The sequence below is a fragment of the Halopenitus salinus genome, from assembly GCF_042662125.1.
Lineage (GTDB): Archaea > Halobacteriota > Halobacteria > Halobacteriales > Haloferacaceae > Halopenitus > Halopenitus salinus.
In genome coordinates this window covers 261,965-282,038 of the sequence record NZ_JBHSXL010000002.1, presented here as the reverse complement: position 1 = coordinate 282,038, position 20,074 = coordinate 261,965, and the positions used below count along the sequence as shown (strand labels likewise).

21 protein-coding genes and 2 pseudogenes are annotated in these 20,074 nt (G+C 60.1%); 20 read left to right on the top strand and 3 right to left on the bottom strand.

The features are described from left to right. Positions 1 to 32: 32 nt before the first annotated feature. The gene (locus ACFQE9_RS02580; protein ID WP_379739836.1) at positions 33 to 1,304 is read left to right on the top strand and encodes an RNA-guided endonuclease InsQ/TnpB family protein; all 1,272 of its coding nucleotides are present in this window, start codon (positions 33 to 35) and stop codon (positions 1,302 to 1,304) included. Positions 1,305 to 1,612: 308 nt separating this feature from the next. Here ACFQE9_RS02580 and ACFQE9_RS02575 read toward each other — a convergent pair whose 3' ends face one another. Next, positions 1,613 to 2,398, bottom strand: coding sequence for a TrmB family transcriptional regulator (locus ACFQE9_RS02575; RefSeq protein ID WP_379739833.1), 786 nt, complete (start codon positions 2,396 to 2,398; stop codon positions 1,613 to 1,615). 175 nt (positions 2,399 to 2,573) lie between these two features. On the opposite strand from ACFQE9_RS02575, the gene ACFQE9_RS02570 reads away from it, so the two are divergent. The 12 genes and pseudogenes from ACFQE9_RS02570 (at position 2,574) to ACFQE9_RS02515 (ending at position 14,753) form a co-directional block, all read left to right on the top strand. After that, positions 2,574 to 3,794, top strand: a complete 1,221-nt coding sequence (locus ACFQE9_RS02570; protein WP_379739830.1) for a digeranylgeranylglycerophospholipid reductase — start codon at positions 2,574 to 2,576, stop codon at positions 3,792 to 3,794. 221 nt (positions 3,795 to 4,015) lie between these two features. Then, the gene (locus ACFQE9_RS02565) at positions 4,016 to 4,678 is read left to right on the top strand and encodes a DUF6735 family protein (RefSeq protein WP_379739827.1); all 663 of its coding nucleotides are present in this window, start codon (positions 4,016 to 4,018) and stop codon (positions 4,676 to 4,678) included. A gap of 37 nt (positions 4,679 to 4,715) precedes the next feature. Continuing rightward, positions 4,716 to 5,000: a DUF7967 family protein gene (locus ACFQE9_RS02560; RefSeq protein ID WP_006825398.1), complete on the top strand. Its 285-nt coding sequence runs from the start codon at positions 4,716 to 4,718 to the stop codon at positions 4,998 to 5,000. Positions 5,001 to 5,061: 61 nt separating this feature from the next. Beyond that, positions 5,062 to 5,811, top strand: a complete 750-nt coding sequence (locus tag ACFQE9_RS02555) for a helix-turn-helix domain-containing protein (RefSeq protein ID WP_006825399.1) — start codon at positions 5,062 to 5,064, stop codon at positions 5,809 to 5,811. Positions 5,812 to 5,871: 60 nt separating this feature from the next. Continuing rightward, a complete protein-coding gene (locus ACFQE9_RS02550) occupies positions 5,872 to 8,262 on the top strand; it encodes a heavy metal translocating P-type ATPase (protein ID WP_379739822.1) in 2,391 nt (796 codons plus the stop codon). 186 nt (positions 8,263 to 8,448) lie between these two features. Next, complete coding sequence (gene acnA / locus ACFQE9_RS02545) at positions 8,449 to 11,238, top strand: aconitate hydratase AcnA (RefSeq protein WP_379739819.1); 2,790 nt, start codon at positions 8,449 to 8,451, stop codon at positions 11,236 to 11,238. Positions 11,239 to 11,550: 312 nt separating this feature from the next. After that, positions 11,551 to 11,670 (top strand): annotated as a pseudogene (locus ACFQE9_RS15215) (DUF7995 family protein); the annotation flags it as partial. Between the two features lie 79 nt (positions 11,671 to 11,749). After that, entirely contained in the window at positions 11,750 to 11,911 is a 162-nt protein-coding gene (locus ACFQE9_RS02535; RefSeq protein WP_006825403.1) for a hypothetical protein, read from the top strand. A 32-nt stretch (positions 11,912 to 11,943) separates the two neighbouring features. Beyond that, on the top strand, positions 11,944 to 13,206 hold the full coding sequence (locus ACFQE9_RS02530; RefSeq protein ID WP_006825404.1) for an RNA-guided endonuclease InsQ/TnpB family protein: 1,263 nt from the start codon (positions 11,944 to 11,946) through the stop codon (positions 13,204 to 13,206). A gap of 217 nt (positions 13,207 to 13,423) precedes the next feature. Then, complete coding sequence (locus ACFQE9_RS02525; RefSeq protein ID WP_379739814.1) at positions 13,424 to 13,915, top strand: hypothetical protein; 492 nt, start codon at positions 13,424 to 13,426, stop codon at positions 13,913 to 13,915. Between the two features lie 3 nt (positions 13,916 to 13,918). Then, positions 13,919 to 14,284 (top strand): DUF7568 family protein, encoded by a 366-nt coding sequence (locus ACFQE9_RS02520; RefSeq protein WP_379739811.1) that lies wholly within the window; start codon positions 13,919 to 13,921, stop codon positions 14,282 to 14,284. Positions 14,285 to 14,357: 73 nt separating this feature from the next. After that, the gene (locus ACFQE9_RS02515) at positions 14,358 to 14,753 is read left to right on the top strand and encodes a DUF7567 family protein (RefSeq protein ID WP_379739808.1); all 396 of its coding nucleotides are present in this window, start codon (positions 14,358 to 14,360) and stop codon (positions 14,751 to 14,753) included. A gap of 22 nt (positions 14,754 to 14,775) precedes the next feature. On the opposite strand, the gene ACFQE9_RS02510 is transcribed toward ACFQE9_RS02515, so the two are convergent. Then, entirely contained in the window at positions 14,776 to 15,639 is an 864-nt protein-coding gene (locus ACFQE9_RS02510) for a hypothetical protein (RefSeq protein ID WP_379739805.1), read from the bottom strand. A gap of 207 nt (positions 15,640 to 15,846) precedes the next feature. Here ACFQE9_RS02510 and ACFQE9_RS02505 point away from each other — a divergent pair, with 207 nt between their 5' ends. Next, positions 15,847 to 16,419 carry a hypothetical protein gene (locus ACFQE9_RS02505; protein ID WP_379739802.1) on the top strand — a complete coding sequence of 191 codons (573 nt, stop codon included), beginning with the start codon at positions 15,847 to 15,849 and terminating at the stop codon, positions 16,417 to 16,419. A gap of 13 nt (positions 16,420 to 16,432) precedes the next feature. Here the strand turns inward: ACFQE9_RS02505 and ACFQE9_RS02500 are convergent, their stop codons facing one another. Then, positions 16,433 to 17,797 carry a restriction endonuclease gene (locus ACFQE9_RS02500; RefSeq protein WP_379739799.1) on the bottom strand — a complete coding sequence of 455 codons (1,365 nt, stop codon included), beginning with the start codon at positions 17,795 to 17,797 and terminating at the stop codon, positions 16,433 to 16,435. A 135-nt stretch (positions 17,798 to 17,932) separates the two neighbouring features. On the opposite strand from ACFQE9_RS02500, the pseudogene ACFQE9_RS15210 reads away from it, so the two are divergent. From ACFQE9_RS15210 to ACFQE9_RS02475, 6 genes and pseudogenes are all read left to right on the top strand, one after another. Beyond that, positions 17,933 to 18,094: pseudogene (locus ACFQE9_RS15210) on the top strand (DUF6166 domain-containing protein); the annotation flags it as partial. A gap of 49 nt (positions 18,095 to 18,143) precedes the next feature. After that, positions 18,144 to 18,422 carry a ribbon-helix-helix domain-containing protein gene (locus tag ACFQE9_RS02495; protein ID WP_121538244.1) on the top strand — a complete coding sequence of 93 codons (279 nt, stop codon included), beginning with the start codon at positions 18,144 to 18,146 and terminating at the stop codon, positions 18,420 to 18,422. Beyond that, the gene (locus tag ACFQE9_RS02490; protein ID WP_058984726.1) at positions 18,415 to 18,678 is read left to right on the top strand and encodes a type II toxin-antitoxin system RelE family toxin; all 264 of its coding nucleotides are present in this window, start codon (positions 18,415 to 18,417) and stop codon (positions 18,676 to 18,678) included. Before ACFQE9_RS02495 ends, ACFQE9_RS02490 begins: the two co-directional genes overlap by 8 nt. Before the next feature lie 127 nt (positions 18,679 to 18,805). Further along, positions 18,806 to 19,291 (top strand): HNH endonuclease signature motif containing protein, encoded by a 486-nt coding sequence (locus tag ACFQE9_RS02485; RefSeq protein WP_379739795.1) that lies wholly within the window; start codon positions 18,806 to 18,808, stop codon positions 19,289 to 19,291. Continuing rightward, entirely contained in the window at positions 19,288 to 19,905 is a 618-nt protein-coding gene (locus ACFQE9_RS02480) for a DUF6166 domain-containing protein (RefSeq protein WP_379739792.1), read from the top strand. Before ACFQE9_RS02485 ends, ACFQE9_RS02480 begins: the two co-directional genes overlap by 4 nt. Then, on the top strand, positions 19,905 to 20,036 hold the full coding sequence (locus ACFQE9_RS02475) for a hypothetical protein (protein ID WP_379739789.1): 132 nt from the start codon (positions 19,905 to 19,907) through the stop codon (positions 20,034 to 20,036). Before ACFQE9_RS02480 ends, ACFQE9_RS02475 begins: the two co-directional genes overlap by 1 nt. Positions 20,037 to 20,074: the final 38 nt, after the last annotated feature.

The window sequence follows — 20,074 nt, the reverse complement described above, 5'->3', positions numbered from 1 at the left end:
TCCCGAAGAGAGACAACAAAGGTGAATCACAGATGGACGACACGCTACGACGCACGGTGCGAATCAAACTCGACGTACCCAGAGAACGTCGTGGCGATCTACATCAGACCAAGACTCAATTCCTCCACTGTGCTAACCGAACGAGCGAGTGGGCCTGGCGGTACGACGACGACTGTATCACCAGCAAGAGCAGGGCCGAAGAGGCCCTGTATGACGGGTTACGGGAGGAAACCGAGCTCACCGCTAATCTCGTTCAGAAAGGTATTCGTCGCGCTATCGCAGCCGTCAGGGCCGGCGTCGAGAAATTGACGCAGGGTGAGAAGACCAGCCAACCAAAGTTCGACTCGTGGAGCATCGTGTACGACAAACGCTCCGCGACGTTCAACGACGACCACGCCACCCTCTCGACACCGAACGGAAGAGTCACCGCCGAATACGTCCTCCCACCTGAAAATCAGCGAGAGAACACGCCGTTCGGACGGTACTACGAGAGTGACAACTGGAATACGTCAAGTGCCACGCTCCAATATGACGAGAACGAGGACACGTTCTACCTGCACGTTACGCTGAAAAATCCCGATTATGAGAGTGACGGACCGGAACGCCAAGAAAGCGAGTCATGTGATGATCTCCCCGAGAACGGAGTGGTTCTCGGCGTGGACTTGAACGTGACTGGCGCGTTCGCCGTCACCTCCACAGGCGAGTTTATTGGCAGTGCAGACTTCCTCACCCACAAACGCGAGCAATACGAGCAACGCCGGGGGTGCCTACACCAGACGGGTACTCGGTCGGCCCACCTCACGATTCAATCTATTGGTAGTCAGTTCAGCGAGTGGTCATTAGACTGGCTCCACAACCGAGCCAACGACCTCATCGAGGAAGCCGATGATGCGGATGTAGACGGGATTATTTTCGAGGACCTCACTCACATCCGCGGGAACATTGCGAACGGCAGCAAGTTCCAGCAGTGGGCCTACGCGAAGTTCGTGGAACTCGTTGAGTACAGGGTCGAATCCACAGAGTTGTTCGTCGATTCCGTGAACCCAGCGTACACGAGCCAGCGGTGCTCATATTGTGGGTGTACCCACGAAGATAATCGCGACGACAAGCAGTTCGAGTGCCAGTCATGTGGGTATGAGGTGAACGCTGATTACAACGCGGCGAAGAACATTGCAAACCGATACTGCGAGTATATCCATCGCGGGCAGAAGTCTCGCGGTGGATGGGCCACCAGTCAACTGGCCCTGAAGTCAGGGATGCTGAACGTGAATGGTGAATACACGCCTTCCGCCTTGCGCGGATAGAGCGGGAGTCCACTGACAAGTCTTTGGGCTTGACCCGGAGACGGTTGACGAAGTGCCGCTTTCCCATACTGCCAAACCAAGTACGTCGTTCGCGACGGCCAAGTCCTCCACGCGGACCTCAGTTCCCCCGACCCGATCGACGAGTAGCAGTGGTCGCCGATACGGGTTTATATTCAGAGCGAGCTAAAACAGCCGGGCAGTACAGAGGATATACTCACCGCTGAGGGGAACAAATCGATTAGGCGACATTACATCTTGGTCTGCCCCCACTTCAAGCAAATCATCGGTTCAGAGGGATCTAGAGTTTACTAAATGAGAGGGTCTGCATTGGTCCACAGTTGTTGGAAGCATTTCTCAAACTCTTCGACCACCTTCGAATCTTTAATCCCGACTACTCCAATCCGATCGCCACCAGTTACTGGATGTGGGAGGTCAATTGTCGTCTCTACCTGATCGATTACATCGAAAGAGAGAGCGACATCAGAAATAGTTCTTACAGTCACATCGACGGAACGTTCGTCGATTAAACTCGGAAACCTATCCGGAAGTACGGTAACGACCTTCTCACTCAACAGTAAATCGACTGTGAGGCCTGAATTAGCCCCTTCAAAAAAGGCCTCAATTTCAGTTTGGAATGTCTCCCACGTGGAATTCTCATAGGGCGTTCCCATGACTGCATGAACGGAATTCTCCGCAGACCGCATATGTTGCTGGAGAGCCGTACTCATTTCATCGCTCCCAAGCGACCCGCACCAGAAACTACTCTTTGTAGGTGGTGTCGGCAAAAGGTTCGAACGGACCGTTTTAGCAGCCTCCAAATGGTGGTTCCACTCTTGAGCCATCTCATGCGTCTTCTCAGCTAGAAGGATATCAACGGCAGTCTCGGGTTGTACTGCAACGTACTGTTTTGGATCATTTGACTGGATCTCAATCAGCTTGCGAGCTTTGAGGTTGTTGAGCACATCGTAAATACGGCCTTTCGGAACGCCGCTAATATCGGAGAGTTCAGTCGCAGTGACCGCACCTGTCACTAAGAGTGACCGATATACCTTCTCTTCATAACTTGAGAGTCCCAATTCTGCCAGCTCTGACATAGTACTCCGTTAGATGCCCAAACGAATTGTATGTGCTGTTCTGTTTCCTGTTGTCATACGATGTCGGCGGAAAATTACTGCTGAAACTATAGGACGGCCTATGTTGAAACGAACCAGAAGTGGCACTGTGTTTCAATACCTTTTCGGCTGTATTCTGGGAGTTTGTACATCAGAAATGGATGATCGCTACGACGTGATAATTGCTGGTGCAGGCCCAGCAGGTGCGCAGTGTGCACGAGATCTCGCTGAGCGTGGTTACGATGTAGTTGTTTTGGAGACTGAGGCAGAGGATGAGTTCCCGGCACAGAGCAACAAATCTACCGGCGGTACGTTCGCGTCGATGATGGCCTCCTTCAGTATCCCCGACGACGTGGTCATGCACGCGACAGATTCAGTTGTTATTGAATCTCCTAACAACTATCTCGTTCGAGATCAGCCGGGGTTCGTCCTGGAGTTTTCTGAGTTCAAAGAGTTCCTCGTCGAAGACGGCCGGAGGAAAGGAGCAGACTACCGTTTTGACGCCCGTGTGAGAGATCCAATAGTCGATAATGGGGATGTCGTGGGCGTCCGATACAATAGTGACGAGGAGATCTACGCAGAGATAGTTATTGATGCTACAGGGCCAGCTGCACCGTTAGCCAAGAGCTTGGATGTCGTCGATCTAGAGCGCAAAAATCACGCGATTGGTATCGAATATCAATTTGAGGGAATCAATCTCGATCATCCTGGGTATGCCGATCTTGCTGACGCGATGATGCTACAGCTAAACCACGAATACGCCCCAGGAGGATATTCTTGGATTTTCCACACTGGTGGAGACACAGCAAAAGTCGGTGTCTGTTTCATTCAAAACAAGCGGTATCGGGAGCACGCCACTGAGGATCGAACTGTGGACGGTTTCCTCGAATATTGGCTTGAAACGGATCCACGCTTTGAAAACGCCAAACGTGTCTCGGATACGCAGGTTCGTGGCTCAGCTCACATTCAACCGCCGGGAGCGATGAGTACTTCGTCATTTATGGCAATTGGCGATACAGTCCCATCGGTTGATCCTGTATGGGGTGAGGGTGTGTACAAGTGTATGAAATCAGCTCGTGCAGCGGCGGTGACCGCCGACCGTTGTCTTACTGGTACAGTGGATACGTCTTCGGAAGCGATGGCAGTCTACGATGACCTCTGGCACGAGCAAGTCGCCCCCCGACAAAATCGTCGTCAGATGATGACCAGGCTACTGTATCTCGCATCAAATGAACGGTACGATCAATTTATGAAGGATCTGAACGAGCTCAGTAAGGACTCCCTCTCAGCGATCAACGACGGAAATATTCGTAAAATCGCCAAATTATTTTATCTAAGTGATTTACCTCTTCTCTGGAGATACTGGAGAGAACCATAAACTGTGTGTAGTATCCACTTCATACTCGATGATTCTTTAAGAAGATAACTTGCAGGAGCTTCCATATTTAGTTCATAGATCCACTCGCCGATTTAGCCGCCCCAATTTCACTACTCATCCCGAATAAAGAAGCCTCGATAGCAACTATTGGTAGCGTTGTTCGTCCCCCGAGAGGGGTGCGGGGCGATCCAGTCGCGGTCGCCCCGTGAGGTGATTGCTCGATGGGACACCGCGCACTCGTTGCGTACGAACGCACAGACGGACAGTACACGCTCCACTACAGCCATTGGGGCGCAGCGAACCTCAAGCTCAAGCGCCGAATTTCGGCTGAATCGCCGTTCGGTGGTGACGACACCGACTCCAAGTGGGCGAAACAGCTGCTGGCGGAACTGGCCGATGGCCTCGAGGCAGATGCGGTCGACGGCTACCTCGCCGGCGAGGATCGACCGTCGACGGTCGTCGAACCGAAGCCCCGCGCCACCGGGCTCACCCTCGACGAGATCGTCGCTGACCATCTCGACTACCTCCACCACGAGGCGTTCTTCGTGGTGTCGACGACGTTCGAGGTGACCGCCTATCGGACGCTGTGGTTCGGCCTCCAGTACGACTCAGAGACGGTCGAGCAGGGAGAAACAGTCGGGAACGGCGCGCTCGCGACGGTGCGCTGGTACGACGGCGAGCCGGTCGGCGACGGCCACCTGCAGGGCCAGTTCGCAGCCCTCAAAGACGTCGTCGGCGACATGCTCGACAAGGGCGTCTTCACGCCGTCGACGGCGAGACAGTACCTGAAACGGAAGCTCGCTGAGCGGGTCGGGGACCGACAGGAGCTGCTCATTCCGACCGGAGAATTACCCTTCGAGAAGGCGAGTCTCAGCAAGCCGTAACACCACTTCCTTAGTGGATCCCGGGAAACACCCAAGTATGTCAAATCAGCCTAAAGACGGTGTTCGTGTTTGGCTTGTCGAGCGGACGTACTCCGATGACGAACAGAATCTGATCATCCTCACCTACGCAACACCCGATGGCGAACAGTACTATCGGAAGGAACGAGCACTAACCTCATTCACCGACGTCCGAGATACGACGGCAGCAGTCGACGCTGAACCCGACAATCTCGGCACGGTCGATGACCCCGACCTCCAGGAACAATACGCGGCCGAAGCGCAGCGAATGCAGGAGGTCCACGACCCGGACGACGTGATCTGATACCCGCCAGTAGACATCGCCCCGGGCCATGGGTTATGTCGTAGGAGGCCGTACACAGGGTATGCGCGAACTCGTCTTCGCCCTCGAATACGAGCCGGGCTGTAACCGGGTGGCGGACGCCCTCGCCGACCACCCCGACGCCCGTGTCCGCTCGCTCTCGCTGCACGCCACTGCCGAGCGTCTCTGGCGGGTCGACCACGCCACCGGAACTCCTGAGGCGCTCGACGCCATCGAGGACGCCTTTCTCACCGGCGACTACTACGCTGACTGTCTCGCCACCGAGGACTGTGGCGCCACACAGACGACTCGTGTGCTGGATCGGACGGACGACACGCTCATCCTCTACTCCGACTGGGAGCGCACTCCGACCTGCGCCTCAGTTCCCCATATCGCTCGCGACCACCTCGGCGACGGCGTCTTGTTCGAGACCCGTCACGAGGGGCGCCACTACACGTGGCGACTCATCCACTCCGGCGATGGTGACGTGGCGGCGTTCTTCGACGCTCTCGAAGTCGCCGTGGGGGAGTGTGCACAAATGGAGATGCTCCGCACAGCGGACACAACAACATCAGCTGGGGGACGCGACGGGACACCGAGCGGCCTACCGCCAGCCCAAGAGGCCGCTCTTCAGGCTGCGGTTGAACACGGCTATTACGAGTCGCCCCGCGAGGTCGACGTCGGCGAGCTCGCCGGGCATCTCGACGTGCCACGGTCAACACTCACCTACCGACTCCGTCGGGCGGAAGAACATTTGGCGAAGCAACATGTCGCCGGCGAGCGGGTAGCTGAAGAACGGCTGGCATCACACTGACGCCAGTAGTTGGAATATTCCAATAAAGACCTATCGAACTCCCGCTCCTACCGTGAAGTGATGACAGAGAATCCGAATATAGCGGGACAGGCGAGCGGGGGCGGGCAGCGACAGGAGTTGACCGCCCGCTTCACCGTCCCCGAGATGGACTGTCCCTCCTGCGCCCAGAAGGTCGACAAGAGCCTCCAGCGCGTCGACGGCGTCGTCGACGCGACGCTCCAGCCGACCACCGGCACGGCGACTGTTACGTACGACCCTGACCGAATCAGCGAATCCGACGTGGTCCAAGCGATCGAAGGTGCCGGCTATGAGGTCGTCGGAGGTTCGGACGCCGAGAGCGATAAGCGAGAGGAGTCGGGCAATGGCGTCGACATCGCGCCACCGTCGGAGGTCTGGACGAGTCCCCGCGCGAAGAAGATGTGGCTCGGCGCGGCGTTCGTCACGCTCGGTCTCCTCTTCGAGTTCCTCCTCACCGGGCAGAACGTCACAGTGGCGAGCGTCCTCGAGTACCCGCTCCATATCGCAGATGTTCTGTTCCTCGGCGCCGTCGCGGCCAGTGGCATCCCGGTCGTCCGTAGCGGGTACTACTCCGCGAAGAACCGAAGTCTGGACATCGACCTGCTGATGGGGACGGCGATCATCGCGGCGACCGGTATCGGCTACTTCGTCGAGGCCGCCACGCTGGCCGTCCTGTTCAGCATCGCCGAACTGCTCGAGGACTATGCGATGGACAGGGCACGGGACTCCCTGCGCGAGCTGATGGAACTCTCGCCCGACGAGGCGACCGTCCGTCGCGATGGTGAGGAAGTGACCGTTCCCGCCGAGGAGGTCGACGTTGGCGAGACCGTCGTCGTCCGCCCCGGCGACAAGATTCCGCTCGACGGGACGGTCATCGACGGCGAGAGTGCAGTCGACCAGTCGCCGATTACGGGCGAGAGTGTCCCCGTCGACAAGGCTACCGGTGACGAGGTCTACGCCGGCGCGATCAACGAAGAGGGGTACCTCGAGGTAGAGGTTACCTCGACCGCTGGCGATTCGACGCTCTCGCGCATCATCGAGATGGTACAGGGTGCACAGGCGAAGAAAACCGAGTCTGAGCAGTTCGTCGACCGCTTCTCGGGCTACTACACGCCTCTCGTCGTCGCGCTGGCAATCCTGACCGCCGCCATCCCGCCGCTGGTCATTGCCGACCCGGTGTCGGTGGACCTAGCCGGCTACGGGTTCACCTTCGCGGGCGACTGGCAGTCATGGTTCATCCGCGGGCTCACGCTGCTGGTGATCGCCTGCCCGTGTGCGTTCGTCATCTCCACACCCGTTTCGGTGGTGTCGGGCATCACGAGCGCCGCGAAGAACGGCGTCCTGATCAAGGGCGGAAACTACCTAGAAGCGATGGGCGAGGTCGACGCCGTCGCCGTCGACAAGACCGGGACGCTCACCAAGGGCGAACTCGCCGTCACCGACGTCGTTCCGGTGGGTGACACCACGGAGGACGATCTGCTCCGTCGCGCCGCCGGGCTGGAGCGGCGCAGTGAGCATCCCATCGCTACGGCGATTCTCGCCCGGGCGGAGGAGGCAGGCGTAGGCAACCTGCCCGACCCGACTGGCTTCGAGAGCCTCACCGGGAGGGGCATCCGCGGCGAGATCGACGGCAAGACGTACTATGCGGGCAAGCCCGCGCTCTTCGAGGAGCTCGGCTTCGACCTCGCTCGGGCACGCCGCGAGACGGACGGCGGTGTCATGGCGGAAGAGGCAGCCGAGTCCGACGCCGGCGCGTTCGCCGAACATGCCCTCTCCGCGCTGGAGCGGGAGGGCAAGACGGTCGTTATCGTCGGGACGAAGTCGGAACTGCTGGGTGCGATCGCCATCGCCGACGAGGTGCGCCCGGCCTCAAAGCGGGCCGTCGAACGCCTGCACGAGTTGGGCGTCAAGCGCGTGGTAATGTTGACCGGCGACAACGAGGGAACTGCCCGCGCTATCGCCGAGCAGGTCGGTGTCGATGAGTATCGCGCAGAACTCCTGCCCGACGAGAAGGTCGACGCTGTCGAGAAATTACAGGCAGAGTACGGTGAGGTCGCGATGGTCGGTGACGGCATCAACGACGCGCCCGCGCTCGCCACCGCGGAGGTCGGCATCGCGATGGGCGCAGCCGGCACCGACACCGCTCTTGAGACGGCCGATATTGCGTTGATGGGCGACGATGTCGGGAAGCTCCCGTACCTGTACGACCTGTCGCGTACGGCCAACGGCGTGATCCGGCAGAACATCTGGGCGAGCCTCGGCGTAAAGCTCCTGCTGGCGCTGGGCGTGCCGCTGGGTCTGGTCAGCGTTGCGTTGGCGGTCGTTGTCGGTGATATGGGGATGAGCCTCGGTGTCACCGGGAACGCGATGCGGTTGTCGCGAATCGCGCCTGAACGCATGGACGGTAAGACTGGCCAAGAAATGGGTGTATGAACCCATGAAGACTAGCGAGAAAGACAGTGCCACCTTATGCAGAACTGTGTCACTCGTCGAACACGAGAGCAACGAGCTCTCTGAACCCCTTCGGGCAGGTCCAACGAACACGTCGAACTGCTCGAATCCCGTCTCCCGAGAACGGGAACAAGAATAAGGTTACTCCGTTTGAAATCTTCCACAATAATGAACCCTTTCAATGCGATCCGCGAGTTCGAAGCCGATGGAACGACCTACAAAATGGCCGACCTCACCGTCCTCGAAGAGGAAGGCCTCTGTGAACTTGACAAACTCCCGGTCAGTATCCGTGTTATGCTTGAATCCGTCCTCCGTAACGCCGACGGGGAGGACATTACCGAGGACGACATCCGGGCCCTCGCTGGCTGGCAACCGGACGTTCCCGACGCCGACATCCCGTTCCAGCCGTCCCGGGTTATCCTCCAGGACCTCACCGGCGTCCCCGCCGTTGTAGACCTCGCGGCACTCCGATCGGCCGTCGAACGCAAGGACCGCGACCCAACCCTCGTCGAACCCGAAGTCCCCATCGACCTGGTCATCGACCACAGCGTCCAAGTGGACTACTTCGGCAACGAGGACGCCTACGAGAAGAACGTCGAACTCGAATACGAGCGCAACAGCGAACGGTACCGGGCGCTGAAGTGGGCGCAAAACGCCTTCGACGACTTCAGTGTCGTGCCGCCAGGGACGGGTATCGTCCACCAGGTGAATCTGGAGTATCTCGGGCAAGTCGTCCACGAACGCGAGCAGAACGGCGAGAACTGGCTGTTCCCAGACACCCTCGTCGGGACCGACAGCCACACGCCGATGATTGGTGGCATCGGCGTCGTCGGCTGGGGCGTCGGCGGTATTGAAGCCGAAGCCGCGATGCTCGGCCAGCCCATCACGATGAACCTCCCCGAGGTTGTCGGCGTGAAACTCACAGGTGAACTCCCCGAGGGTGCGACGGCGACTGACCTCGTACTGCACGTCACCGAACTGCTGCGGGATGTCGGTGTTGTCGATCGATTCGTTGAGTTCTATGGGCCCGCCGTGGAGACGCTGACTGTTCCTGATCGGGCGACAATCGCGAATATGGCGCCCGAGCAGGGCTCGACCATCAGCATGTTCCCCGTCGACGAGGCCACCTTGGACTACCTCGAACTGACGGGCCGCGACGAGGACCACATCGAGCTCGTCCGAAAGTATCTGGACGCCCAGGGGCTGTTCGGTGAGCAGAACCCCGAGTACACCGAGACGGTCGAACTGGACCTCTCGACCGTGACGCCGAGTCTCGCCGGCCCCAAGAAACCCCAGTCCCGCGTCGAGATGGGTGACATGCGAACCCACTTCCGGGAATTACTCCACGGCGAGTTCGAGGACGAACTCGACGACGCTGACGAGGAGGCGCTGGCCCGGTGGCTCGGTGAGAGCGACCAATCGATGGGGCAGACCGACGGCGGCAAGGCGGTCGTGGACACCGGTCGAGACCGCCCCGACCTCGACCCTCTCACGAAGCGCGCCTCCGTGAATATCGACGGCAACGACGTCGAAATCGGGCACGGGAGCGTCGTCGTTAGCGCCATCACCAGCTGTACCAACACGTCGAATCCCTCCGTGATGCTGGCAGCCGGGCTCCTGGCGAAAAACGCCGTCGAGCGTGGCCTCGACGTCCCGGACTACGTTAAGACAAGCCTCGCGCCCGGCAGCCGCGTCGTCACCCAGTACCTCGAAGCATCGGGGCTGTTGCCATACCTCGAAGACCTGGGTTACAACGTCGTGGGCTACGGCTGTACGACCTGCATCGGGAACGCAGGGCCGCTCCCGGAGCCGATCGAGACCGCTATCGACGAACACGACCTCTGGACGACGAGCGTACTCTCCGGGAATCGGAACTTCGAGGCGCGCATCCATCCAAAAGTGCGCGCGAACTACCTCGCCAGCCCGCCGCTGGTGGTGGCGTACGGGCTCGCTGGGCGGATGGACATCGATCTGGAGCAGGACCCGCTGGGGTACGACGAGGACGGCAACCCGGTCTATCTGGCGGACCTCTGGCCAGACAGCGACGAGATCCACGAAGCCGTCCACGACTTCGTCGACCCGTCGATGTTCGAGGAGAAGTACGCCGAAGTGTTCGAAGGCGACGAGCGATGGGACGCGCTGGAGGCCCCGACGGGCGAGGTCTACGAGTGGGACGAGGACTCGACATACATCCGGGAGCCGCCGTTCTTCAAAGATTTCCCGCTGGAGAAACCCAGCGTCTCTAACGTCGAGGATGCACGGTGTCTGCTAACGCTGGGTGACACGGTTACGACTGACCACATCAGTCCTGCCGGGCCGTTCGGGACGGATCAGCCGGCCGGCCAGTGGCTGATGGACCACGGTGTCGAGCCCCACGAGTTCAACACGTACGGTGCCCGCCGGGGTAACCACGAGGTGATGATGCGAGGCACGTTCGCCAACGTCCGCATCGAGAATCAGATGCTCGACGACGTCGAGGGCGGGTACACCATCCACCATCCGACTGGTGAGCAGACGACCGTGTTCGAGGCCAGCCAGCGGTACCGCGAGGAGGGAACTCCACTCGTCGTGATGGCGGGCGAGGAGTTCGGGACTGGGTCGAGCCGTGACTGGGCGGCGAAGGGGACCGACCTTCTCGGTGTTCGTGCGACCATCGCGGAAAGCTACGAGCGCATCTATCGGGACAATCTCGTCGGAATGGGTGTGTTGCCGTTGCAGTTCCAGGACGGTGACTCCTGGGAGGCGCTTGGATTGGACGGGTCAGAGGTCTACACGATCTACGGGTTGGACGACGAGTTGGAGCCGATGGCCGAGTTGACGGTGACTGCGGAGCGGTCGGACGGGTCGTCGGTTGAGTTCCCGGTGACGGCCCAGGTGGGCACACCTGCCGGGGTGCGATACATCGAACACGGCGGCATCCTACACTACGTCCTTCGACAGCTGCTAACCGAATCGTGACGCTTTCAAAGTGTCTCCTCGACCAGTAAGATCGCGAATTTCCGATTCCGTCGCTCGGAATTAGCGTAGCCCTCTGAAACGGCACATCGTGTTTTGTGCGTGAATACATCTCAAGAGTGTTTCCAGTTCAATCAACGGTAAAATGACCATCGTAGCTTTCACACCCGATGCCGTAGCGATCACCGTCGAGTGGGCGAACAATATCCTGTGATCGAGTGAGGCCAGAGTTGTTTATTCCGCGCCGGCGATGGGTGCCGGCGCAGCTGGAGCGAGCAACGATTCCCGGTGCGTCGGCGTTTCGAGGTGTTCGAGATGCATATGGTGATTTACGCACTGGTAGAGGCATCGACGCACGACGACGCGCTGGCCACCGGAAAGTCGGTGTTCGACCGCTTGGTCGGCGCGGACCCACACGCCGGCGCCGTCTTCGAACGAAGTCACCGTAACTCTCAGAGCCAGACGGCGTCGCCAACATTCAAATACGAAACCGGGGATACCCGGGAGCGCATCGATGGGCGATAACGATCTCAAAGCCGTCGAGGACGACCGTGAGGGACTTCAGAGTCTGTTGGTCGAACAAGCACAGGCAGGCGTTCCAGAGCAAGTCCTCGTCGGGCTTCTCCGAGAACAGGCCGCCGAGATCGAACGGTTCGGCTACATTCCGCGCCGATGAGAGCGACCCGACCAGCAGGAAATAAGCAAGCGATGAAACGGATCAATACTTTCGAGGTGCGTCCCCGCTCGGAGTCGGATGAGGCCCTCCTACAAGACGTCATGGACGCGACGGCGAGCTTCTGGAACGAGCTGAACTATGCCCGCCGCCAGCGGTTCTTCGATGACGAGAACATCTGGGAGACCAATGAGTTTCGCGGACAGTACAAAGGCCAACTCGGCGCTGCCGGCGTCCAGACGGTGACACGAAAGAACAACGCCGCCTGGAAGTCGTTTTTCGCGCTATTGGAAAGCGGTGAAGACGCGTCCCCACCGGGCTACTGGGGGAATCAAGAGGACGGGCGAGATCTCCGGCTGTTCGTTCGGAACGATTCGTACGAGATCGAGTGGGGCGACTACTCCCGGGTCGAAATTCCGGTCGGCCAGGATCTCAAAGAGAAGTATGGACTGGGGTACTACGAACGGCTCCGACTGGAGGTGCGTGGCGATCCGAAGTGGTCCGGCGAACAGGGGCGACTGGAAATTCAATACGACGAGGTTGAAGGCACCTATCGAGCATATCAACCAGTCTCAGTCGACGACTCGGAACTGGATTCACCACTGGCTTCGGAAGAAGCCGCCCTCGATTTAGGTGCCAACAATCTCGTTGCCTGTACGACCACGACAGGGGAACGGTACCTCTACGACGGTGAGGAGCTGTTCGAGCAGTTCCGTTCGACAACCGAAGAGATCGCGCGCCTGTCGTCCAAGCTGCCGCCAGAGCGGGACACGAGCCAACGAATCCGCCGGCTCTACCGCAAACGCTCCCGCCGGCGGACCCATGCCCAGAAGGCCCTCATCCGTGACCTTGTTGAACGATTACACGACGAGGGGATCGCAACGGTGTACATTGGCGACCTCACCGGCGTCATCGAAATCCAACCATCCCCTGAAATCAACGAGAAGCTGGAGAACTTTTGGGCGTTCAAGCAGTTCGTCGATCAGCTGCGGTCCGTCTGTGAGGAGTATGGAATCGAGGTAGCGGAGAAGACCGAGGCATGGACGAGTCAGACGTGTCCGGAATGCGGGGAGCAAGCCGAGACAGTTCGACATCGAGAGACCCTGACCTGCCCCTGCGGGTTCGAGGGACACGCCGATCTCACAGCCGCAGAGACGTTCCTGCGGCGGATCACCGAGCAGCAAGTCAGGCCGATGGCGCGGCCCGTGCGGTTCCAGTGGGACAACCACGAGTGGCGTTCGACCACAGACGCCCCCGAGATCGGGACAAATCCCAACGAACAGCGCACAAACCCGTAAGTCACTCCCGTGGAACGCCGTATCCAGCGTGGAGGAACCTCGTTTCGAGGTGGACGTCAATATGTGACGTTTGACGAGCTGAGCAGTAAAAGACGATTTCTCTATGAAGTTGAGCTGTACTAAGAGTACCAGTCAGGATTTGTTTGTTCGCGCCGGTGAGAGAGCGGCGCGCGTTGGGTCAAGTAGCGGTTAGCCCACGGGCGCTGAGGTGGTTTAGATGCATTTGGTCATTTACGCCCTCGTAGAGGCATCGACAGAAGACGAAGCATTGGCTGCAGGGAAGTCAGTATTCAGGCAGTTGGTCGGCGCTGAGCCCCAATCCGGTGCTGTATTTGATTACTTTGTCGCCTTCGACGAGGAGGACACGAGGGTCGCTGGCTCGGCCCGATGGGGGGAGTTGCCGACGGCAGCCCCCGTCGACTCCGATGACGGCGAAGACCTGCTCGAGCGTGGCTGGGAGGCGACGAAAGAGGAATTCGAGCGTAATCTCGACCGGGTGAAAGAGGCCATCGAGGAGCTCTCCGACGAGGAGATCATGCGCGACGAGGACCTCGCCCGGCACGCCTTCCACAAGGTTGGTGCGTACGACGGCCCGACGATCTTCCTGTACACCGAACACGGAACCGGCATTCGCCACCGTGGACAACTGGATCGACTCCTCGAGGAGAGTGAAGAGCTCTGGATCGTACCCGCTGACGTCCACTTCTGAATAATGCCTCCCATCACCAACTGGCGACGCGAGAGCCGCTCGCCGACACTCGCGTATCGGAACACCGAGACCGGTGCGCGAGCCGTCCTGCATCGAACGCCGGATTCCTACCGGTACACGTGGCGCGGGGTGATTCTCGTCGACGGCTACCCCGTCTGGTCGCGAGGATACGAGACGAAGGATGCGAAGTCGTTCCGTGACGAACTCCGGGAGCGGCCCACCCCGGAACTCAGCTGTCCGGAGTGTCCGAACGACGACGTTCGCGTCGGCGAGAAGGCAGCAGACGGGGCGAAAATCCAGCGATGGTACGACTGCCCCGACTGTGGGTACGAAGCCCCCTCACGCATCGTCTACGGCGCCGAACGGTGAGTGAGTGAGCGGTGGGCGCTGTTTTTCGGCCGGGCACGAGGTGGTGGCCCGGTACGACCGGGTGAGTCAACCAATGAGTCTCGAAGTACTTGACCGACACAGCGAGGCACTGTTCGAGTTCCTCTGGTGTCCCGTCTGCGGGCAGGAGGTCTTCACTCACATCCCGTTCGAGGGGGTGTTCTGCAAGAACTGCAACACCCAGGTCGAACTCCAAGAATCCCGCGAGACGCGCGGCTACGAGGAGGCCGTGCTCGCCTGCTTCGATTCTACCACGACCTGGAACCTCCACGTCGACGAAAAACTGCGCCGCGACCTGCCTGATGGGTCGGCGCGCGTGAAGATCCTCGGCGCACCGGGCGCCTACGAGGTCGACTGGTGGAGTCCGGAGCCAGGTGAGGACTGGGAGCCTGTCGAGCGCGGCGAGTTCGACGACGTCGAAGAACCATCAGAGGTGTCGCACCTAGCGTAGAGCACGCGTTAGGGCGGTGAATTTACGCCCGACACACGTCGCAGGACCCGCATCCACGAGGGGTTCGCTCGTCGAAGTAGAGACGGCGCCATCGAGCAAACTGATCCGCATACGTGTCCTTGCTGTACGGGAATTGGTACAGATTGGCCCCGTCCGGCAGGTCTGTGATTTCGGGCGCGTCTACGCCGGGGAATCCGTTACGAAACACGAGATCTTCTGTTTTGGACACCAGCTCAGGAGCAACTGTGGATGGGTCCGAGGCCTTCAAGAAGTAGAGTGATGGGATGAACTCTTTCGGGTCGAAGAATCCGTTGGCGTGCAGAATCCACCCACAGAGCCACAGATACGCCTTCTCACTGGAGAAGAAGACTCCGTAGTGGTTGTCCGATTGCCGGCGTTTATACACGAATACGGGGAGGCCATAGCTGAAGCCGACCCGCGTTGGTTCTGCGTGGATATAGCAGTCCTCACGGTCGATATAGTGGACCAGTGGAGTTTGACACAGCTTGCCCGGGTGCTCACCAGTACCGATCTGCTCCCACAGCTCCGAAACGGAGGCCACGTCCGCGCTCTCGTCCTCGAGAGTCGTATCATCAATTGCACGATGGACGGGCGCAGCAGACTGAATCTCCTCGGGGAGATCGTCGCTGGACAGCTTCGCTGTCTCTCGGTCAGGGAGTGTCCGATAGAAGTGTTTATAGAAGCCCTCACGACGCCGCTTATCGGCGAGCGTTTCGCACCGGGCGCAGTCCTCGATGAACATCGCTGGCACCACCCGGTCTGGATTCTCGGCGGCCTCCTCGTACAGACTACGCTGCCGTTCGGCCCGCCTGGCAATCTCATCCGGATCGGGGAGTGGTGAGCCCCTCTCAGACTCCGATGACATACGCATACCTTTGGGCTGGAACAGCATCAGTTTCCGAGCAAGGACCCCACCCGACTGCCATCTTGCGAATTTCGGAATCCGTTTTTAACCGGGTTTAAGTTTCTCAGTTTCAGCCATTCGTCGAGATCCCAGAAACCCCACTCGATTCAGGAGAGGTTGTTTCTGCGCCGGCGATGGGTGCCGGCGCACACGCGCCGGCGGTGATCGATGTCGACACGAAGTCAACTCCGATTCATCCAACGGAGCGAGACCGCAGGCGAACAGTCCGATACCGACCGCATCGCACAAATCTACCGACACTCGGACGGGTATCCCGATAGCGTCCTCCGTGACCTTAATCAGCTGAAGCAGCTGCTCGACGAGACACGAACAGAGCGCGGGCCTGCGTACGCCGCTGCCCAGTTCCTGTTCCTCGACACACTCTCGACGATGACCCTCTACGTGGACGAAGGGCGTGATCGGAGCATCCACGCTGACCAACCCTCGGATCTCCTCGATCCGGACAATATGGAGCACCTCAACCAGCCGATGTTTCTGCTCGGACACGGCGTCGAGAATCCGGCCGACGGCATCCACGGCGACGAAGAGTACCTCTACGTCGTTGAACTCCCGACCCGGAACCCATTCGAGGAGCCGTCCGAGTGGACGGTCAAGGTGAGTGGTCATTCCGCGTTCCCCCGGTGGGATGGTCCGACCGAGGACGCCTTCGAGCGGGCCAGCTGGCAGTTCCACGGCCCGCTTGAGCACGCGCTCGAAGAGCTGGTCGCTGAGCCGGCGTGAACGCTTAGCCCGCTCAGATGATGCCGCCGATGACGAGTAGTCCGACGACGACCAGCAGCGTCGCGACAACGCTTCCCCCGGCCAGCCACTTGTTTTCCATCACCTTCTCATGGATCGGCATCGCGGCGTACTCCTCGCGGAACGCTTCGAGGTTCTCCTCGTCGTAGAAGTACTTCGTCTTCAGCGCGAACCGTTCCGTCACGGGACAGCCCGTACAGACCGGTTCGCCTTCCAGCCGCTCCGTTTTGGTGTGGCTGGAGCAGGCGATGGCCCCGCAGTTCGGACAGTAGGTGTACGTCTCGTCGCCGCCGCTCGTGTCACAATAAACGCAGCGGTGGATGCCGTCCTCGGCTGTCACTCTTGACGGGCCTGCCGCGTAGTACTCGTAGGGGTAGGTGTACTCCTGGATGTCGGTGGTGTGCCGAACTTCGGGGAGGTACACCGGCTCAATCGACTGGACGGAGATGTCCGAGCGGTTCGGCTCGCAAGTCTTGTTGTACGTGACGTTGTTGTCGCCGGTGTAGGTCACCGTCGTTGTGTGGTGCTCCTGGAGCCGCTCGACGGCCCAGTCCTTGTACTCCGTCTGGGTCTGCCCGAACCGGCGCTCCTCGACGTCGTCGAACACCTCTCCGAACTGCGCGGTGTCGAGGTCGACCGTCGCGTGGAGGTTCTCGGTGACCAGCGTCCCGACGTCCTCATCGACGACCTGCGGCTGCCCGCGTTCGGCGTGGGCAACGAATCGCGTCCGGTCGTTGATCCGGTGGATGACGCCCACCGACGTCTCGAAGACGGCGTTCGTGTCCGCGGTGACAGCGACCACCGGGCGGAACGTCACCGATGAGTGTGGGTCTGAGAGGTCGGCGGCTTCGATGTTCTCGATGTCGCGGAATGCCTCCGCGACGGCGGCGTCGACGTCGGCGGCCGGATCGTACGGGCGCAGGGTCTCGTCGCAGAGAATCTCGATGCGACCGTTGTAGAGGTCGAGGCCGATCTCGTCGGCGATCTCTCGGAGGTCCTCGCCGTCGAGCAACTCGATTGGGTGCGGGTCGTCGTTCTGCTGGAGGCGATCGGCGTACTCCTGAGCGGGATTCGTGAACCGGCCGGTCGTGACGACCATTCCGCGTTTGGGGCCGTCGAAATCGAATGTCGCGATGGCGGAGTGGAGCTTCTGGACGACCGGCCGCCCGACCGTCCCCGTGTGCTTGCACTCGACGATGATCGCGCGCCGCGTGCCGTCGACGACCTCCTCCATAATGACGTCGCGACCCTCGTCAGCCGTGCGGTCGGCCTGGCGGACGTTCTCGTAGCCGAGGTTCCGGAACACGTCCTCCATCACGTCCTCGAACTCGAACCCCGAGAGATCGTCCAGTACAGCCATCCTCAATTATGTGGACAGTACGTTGCAACTGCCAAATACGTTGCCGAACGCAGCGCCGTCCTGTTTGTTGAACCCCTGAGAGGGGTGCGGGGGTCACCGAACCGCCCGCGAGCAACGATGAACGGGAATGTACCTATGGCCAGTTCGGAATCGGTTCCAGTCGCATCGCCAGGTCAGGCTCACCGAGACGCAGTCGAATACGTCGGCTTCCGCGTCGACGGCCAAGCCGTCGTCCTGAACCTCTCGGAGCATCGTCGACTCTCCCTCGAGCGCAGTCTGGACCTCGTCAATCACAGTCTGCGTATCCAACCGAAGCTACTTACGTGATACAGGCGTATCACAGCATATGAGCACTGACAGCGACGCCGGCGGCGACGGTGAAATGGAGAAAATCAACGTCCGGGTGCCACAGTCGCTGCTGGCACAGGTCGACGACGTCTGGGAGGAGCGTGGCTACGCGAACAAATCCGAGTTCATCCGCGACGCGCTTCGGGACGCTGTCAACCCGCCAACGCAGCTGTCCGAGGAAGCGCTGGAGCATCTGGCCGAGAGCCGCGAGCAGCGGGAGCAGGGCGAGACGGTGTCGCAGGACGACGTGAAGGACCGGCTAGGCATCGATGACTGAGGTCGAGTGGACACCGAAAGCACTCGATTTGCTAGAGGGACTCGAATCGGAAGCGCAAGAGCGGTTGGTGAAGAAACTCGACGAGGCGAAAGACTGGACCTCCCACCGACTCGAAAAGCTCACCGGCTACCCGTACTACAAGCTTCGTGCCGGTGACTACCGTGCGATCATCACGTGGGACCGAGACGAGGATGTCCTCATCGTCGAGGCGGTCGGGCATCGGCGGAATATCTACGACCGTCACCTCCCACCGTAACTCACGCTGTCTGCAGACCTGCTCGGGTCGGTGACGAACTGGATCTGAGATTCAAGTACGATTCCGCTCGGTAGTGTTTATTGCCCCCGAGAGGGGCGCGGGGGAAGCCACTCCCCGTTACCGAGCCATGACCGATTCAGAGTACCCCTGGCGAGACGAATCGCTCCTCTACGAACTCTACTGGGAACAGGAGCTGAGTACGAACGAGATCGCAGATAAGCTCGACTGTACGCAACCGACGGTGCATAAGTGGATGCAGAAGTTCGACATTCCTCGTCGAGACGCACGTGAGGCGGCCCCGAACCGTCGACGGCATCCCGCCGTGTTCACCGACCGTGGTTACGTCATCTGTGCCACAAACTATCGTGGGACGACAGACTCGGTCGGTATCCACCGACTCGTAATGGTGGCAGAGCGCGGGTTCGACGCCGTCGCGGACAAGCACGTTCATCATAAGAATGGTGTCAGGTGGGACAACAGACCAGAAAACCTCGAACTCCTCAGTCGCACCGAACACGCCGAACGACACGGCTTCGGGTCCGAGATTAAACCAACAGACCACGAGTGGGACGTGTCCAATCGCGAGCGGGACGAACGGGGGCGATTCAAATGACGACGGCGTACGTCGGCCGACGTCGACGTGGAGATCTGGTTGTCACTCGTCGTCCCGAGGACACAGAGCTCACACCCGACCGCAGTCTCGATCTCGTCAACCACAGTCCCAGCGGCTTCGAGGTCGGGTATCGAGGCAGCGGGCCCGCCCAGCTCGCGTGCGCGCTCCTTCTCGACTACTACGACGATGAGCAGTTCGCTCGTGAGCACTACATCGCGTTCCGGAATCAAGTGGTCTCGCAGCTGGAGTGCGACGGTGCAGCGGCGTGCTGGCACCTCACCGACGAGGAGATCGACGCCGCGATGGCGGCAATCACCGACGACGTCGTCGCACTCCCCGACGGCGGACGGCCGTCGCCGACGCTCCCCGAGAACTGGCGAGCCGTCTCTCGCCCGGATCGGCGGGTCTTCCAGCGCGCTGATCGCGACCACTACATCGTACTCGGGGATGGAAGCGACGAGTGGCTGGTCGTTCTCTGCAGCCAGGGCGACCGTGCATATCCTGCCCCGCTCGTACATCGGACGGTTGCCGAGGATGCTGACGTAGAACGGGTAATCCGGGAACTCGCCGAAGAGAGCAACGACCTCATCGAACCCCCGGAGGGGAGGCACTGATGGAGACGCTTCGACTGGCGCGAGCCACCCACCGGCTCCTCGAACGTGGTGTCGAGGCGCTCGAGAAAATCGGGCGCGAACTGGAGCGATACAACGACCGACAGGAGCGCATCGACGACACCGACTCGTGACCCAAACACACTCTCTAGACCAAATACGGAGTACCGGC

Coding starts and splice junctions, on each gene's coding strand:
- ACFQE9_RS02510 (WP_379739805.1), bottom strand. CDS start 15,639: ATGTCATCGGAGTCTGAGAGGGGCTCACCACTCCCCGATCCGGATGAG.
- ACFQE9_RS02530 (WP_006825404.1), top strand. CDS start 11,944: ATGAAACGGATCAATACTTTCGAGGTGCGTCCCCGCTCGGAGTCGGAT.
- acnA (WP_379739819.1), top strand. CDS start 8,449: ATGAACCCTTTCAATGCGATCCGCGAGTTCGAAGCCGATGGAACGACC.
- ACFQE9_RS02535 (WP_006825403.1), top strand. CDS start 11,750: ATGGGCGATAACGATCTCAAAGCCGTCGAGGACGACCGTGAGGGACTT.
- ACFQE9_RS02490 (WP_058984726.1), top strand. CDS start 18,415: ATGACTGAGGTCGAGTGGACACCGAAAGCACTCGATTTGCTAGAGGGA.
- ACFQE9_RS02580 (WP_379739836.1), top strand. CDS start 33: ATGGACGACACGCTACGACGCACGGTGCGAATCAAACTCGACGTACCC.
- ACFQE9_RS02505 (WP_379739802.1), top strand. CDS start 15,847: ATGTCGACACGAAGTCAACTCCGATTCATCCAACGGAGCGAGACCGCA.
- ACFQE9_RS02555 (WP_006825399.1), top strand. CDS start 5,062: ATGCGCGAACTCGTCTTCGCCCTCGAATACGAGCCGGGCTGTAACCGG.
- ACFQE9_RS02500 (WP_379739799.1), bottom strand. CDS start 17,797: ATGGCTGTACTGGACGATCTCTCGGGGTTCGAGTTCGAGGACGTGATG.
- ACFQE9_RS02495 (WP_121538244.1), top strand. CDS start 18,144: ATGAGCACTGACAGCGACGCCGGCGGCGACGGTGAAATGGAGAAAATC.
- ACFQE9_RS02565 (WP_379739827.1), top strand. CDS start 4,016: ATGGGACACCGCGCACTCGTTGCGTACGAACGCACAGACGGACAGTAC.
- ACFQE9_RS02480 (WP_379739792.1), top strand. CDS start 19,288: ATGACGACGGCGTACGTCGGCCGACGTCGACGTGGAGATCTGGTTGTC.
- ACFQE9_RS02560 (WP_006825398.1), top strand. CDS start 4,716: ATGTCAAATCAGCCTAAAGACGGTGTTCGTGTTTGGCTTGTCGAGCGG.
- ACFQE9_RS02485 (WP_379739795.1), top strand. CDS start 18,806: ATGACCGATTCAGAGTACCCCTGGCGAGACGAATCGCTCCTCTACGAA.
- ACFQE9_RS02570 (WP_379739830.1), top strand. CDS start 2,574: ATGGATGATCGCTACGACGTGATAATTGCTGGTGCAGGCCCAGCAGGT.
- ACFQE9_RS02520 (WP_379739811.1), top strand. CDS start 13,919: ATGCCTCCCATCACCAACTGGCGACGCGAGAGCCGCTCGCCGACACTC.
- ACFQE9_RS02515 (WP_379739808.1), top strand. CDS start 14,358: ATGAGTCTCGAAGTACTTGACCGACACAGCGAGGCACTGTTCGAGTTC.
- ACFQE9_RS02575 (WP_379739833.1), bottom strand. CDS start 2,398: ATGTCAGAGCTGGCAGAATTGGGACTCTCAAGTTATGAAGAGAAGGTA.
- ACFQE9_RS02550 (WP_379739822.1), top strand. CDS start 5,872: ATGACAGAGAATCCGAATATAGCGGGACAGGCGAGCGGGGGCGGGCAG.
- ACFQE9_RS02525 (WP_379739814.1), top strand. CDS start 13,424: ATGCATTTGGTCATTTACGCCCTCGTAGAGGCATCGACAGAAGACGAA.
- ACFQE9_RS02475 (WP_379739789.1), top strand. CDS start 19,905: ATGGAGACGCTTCGACTGGCGCGAGCCACCCACCGGCTCCTCGAACGT.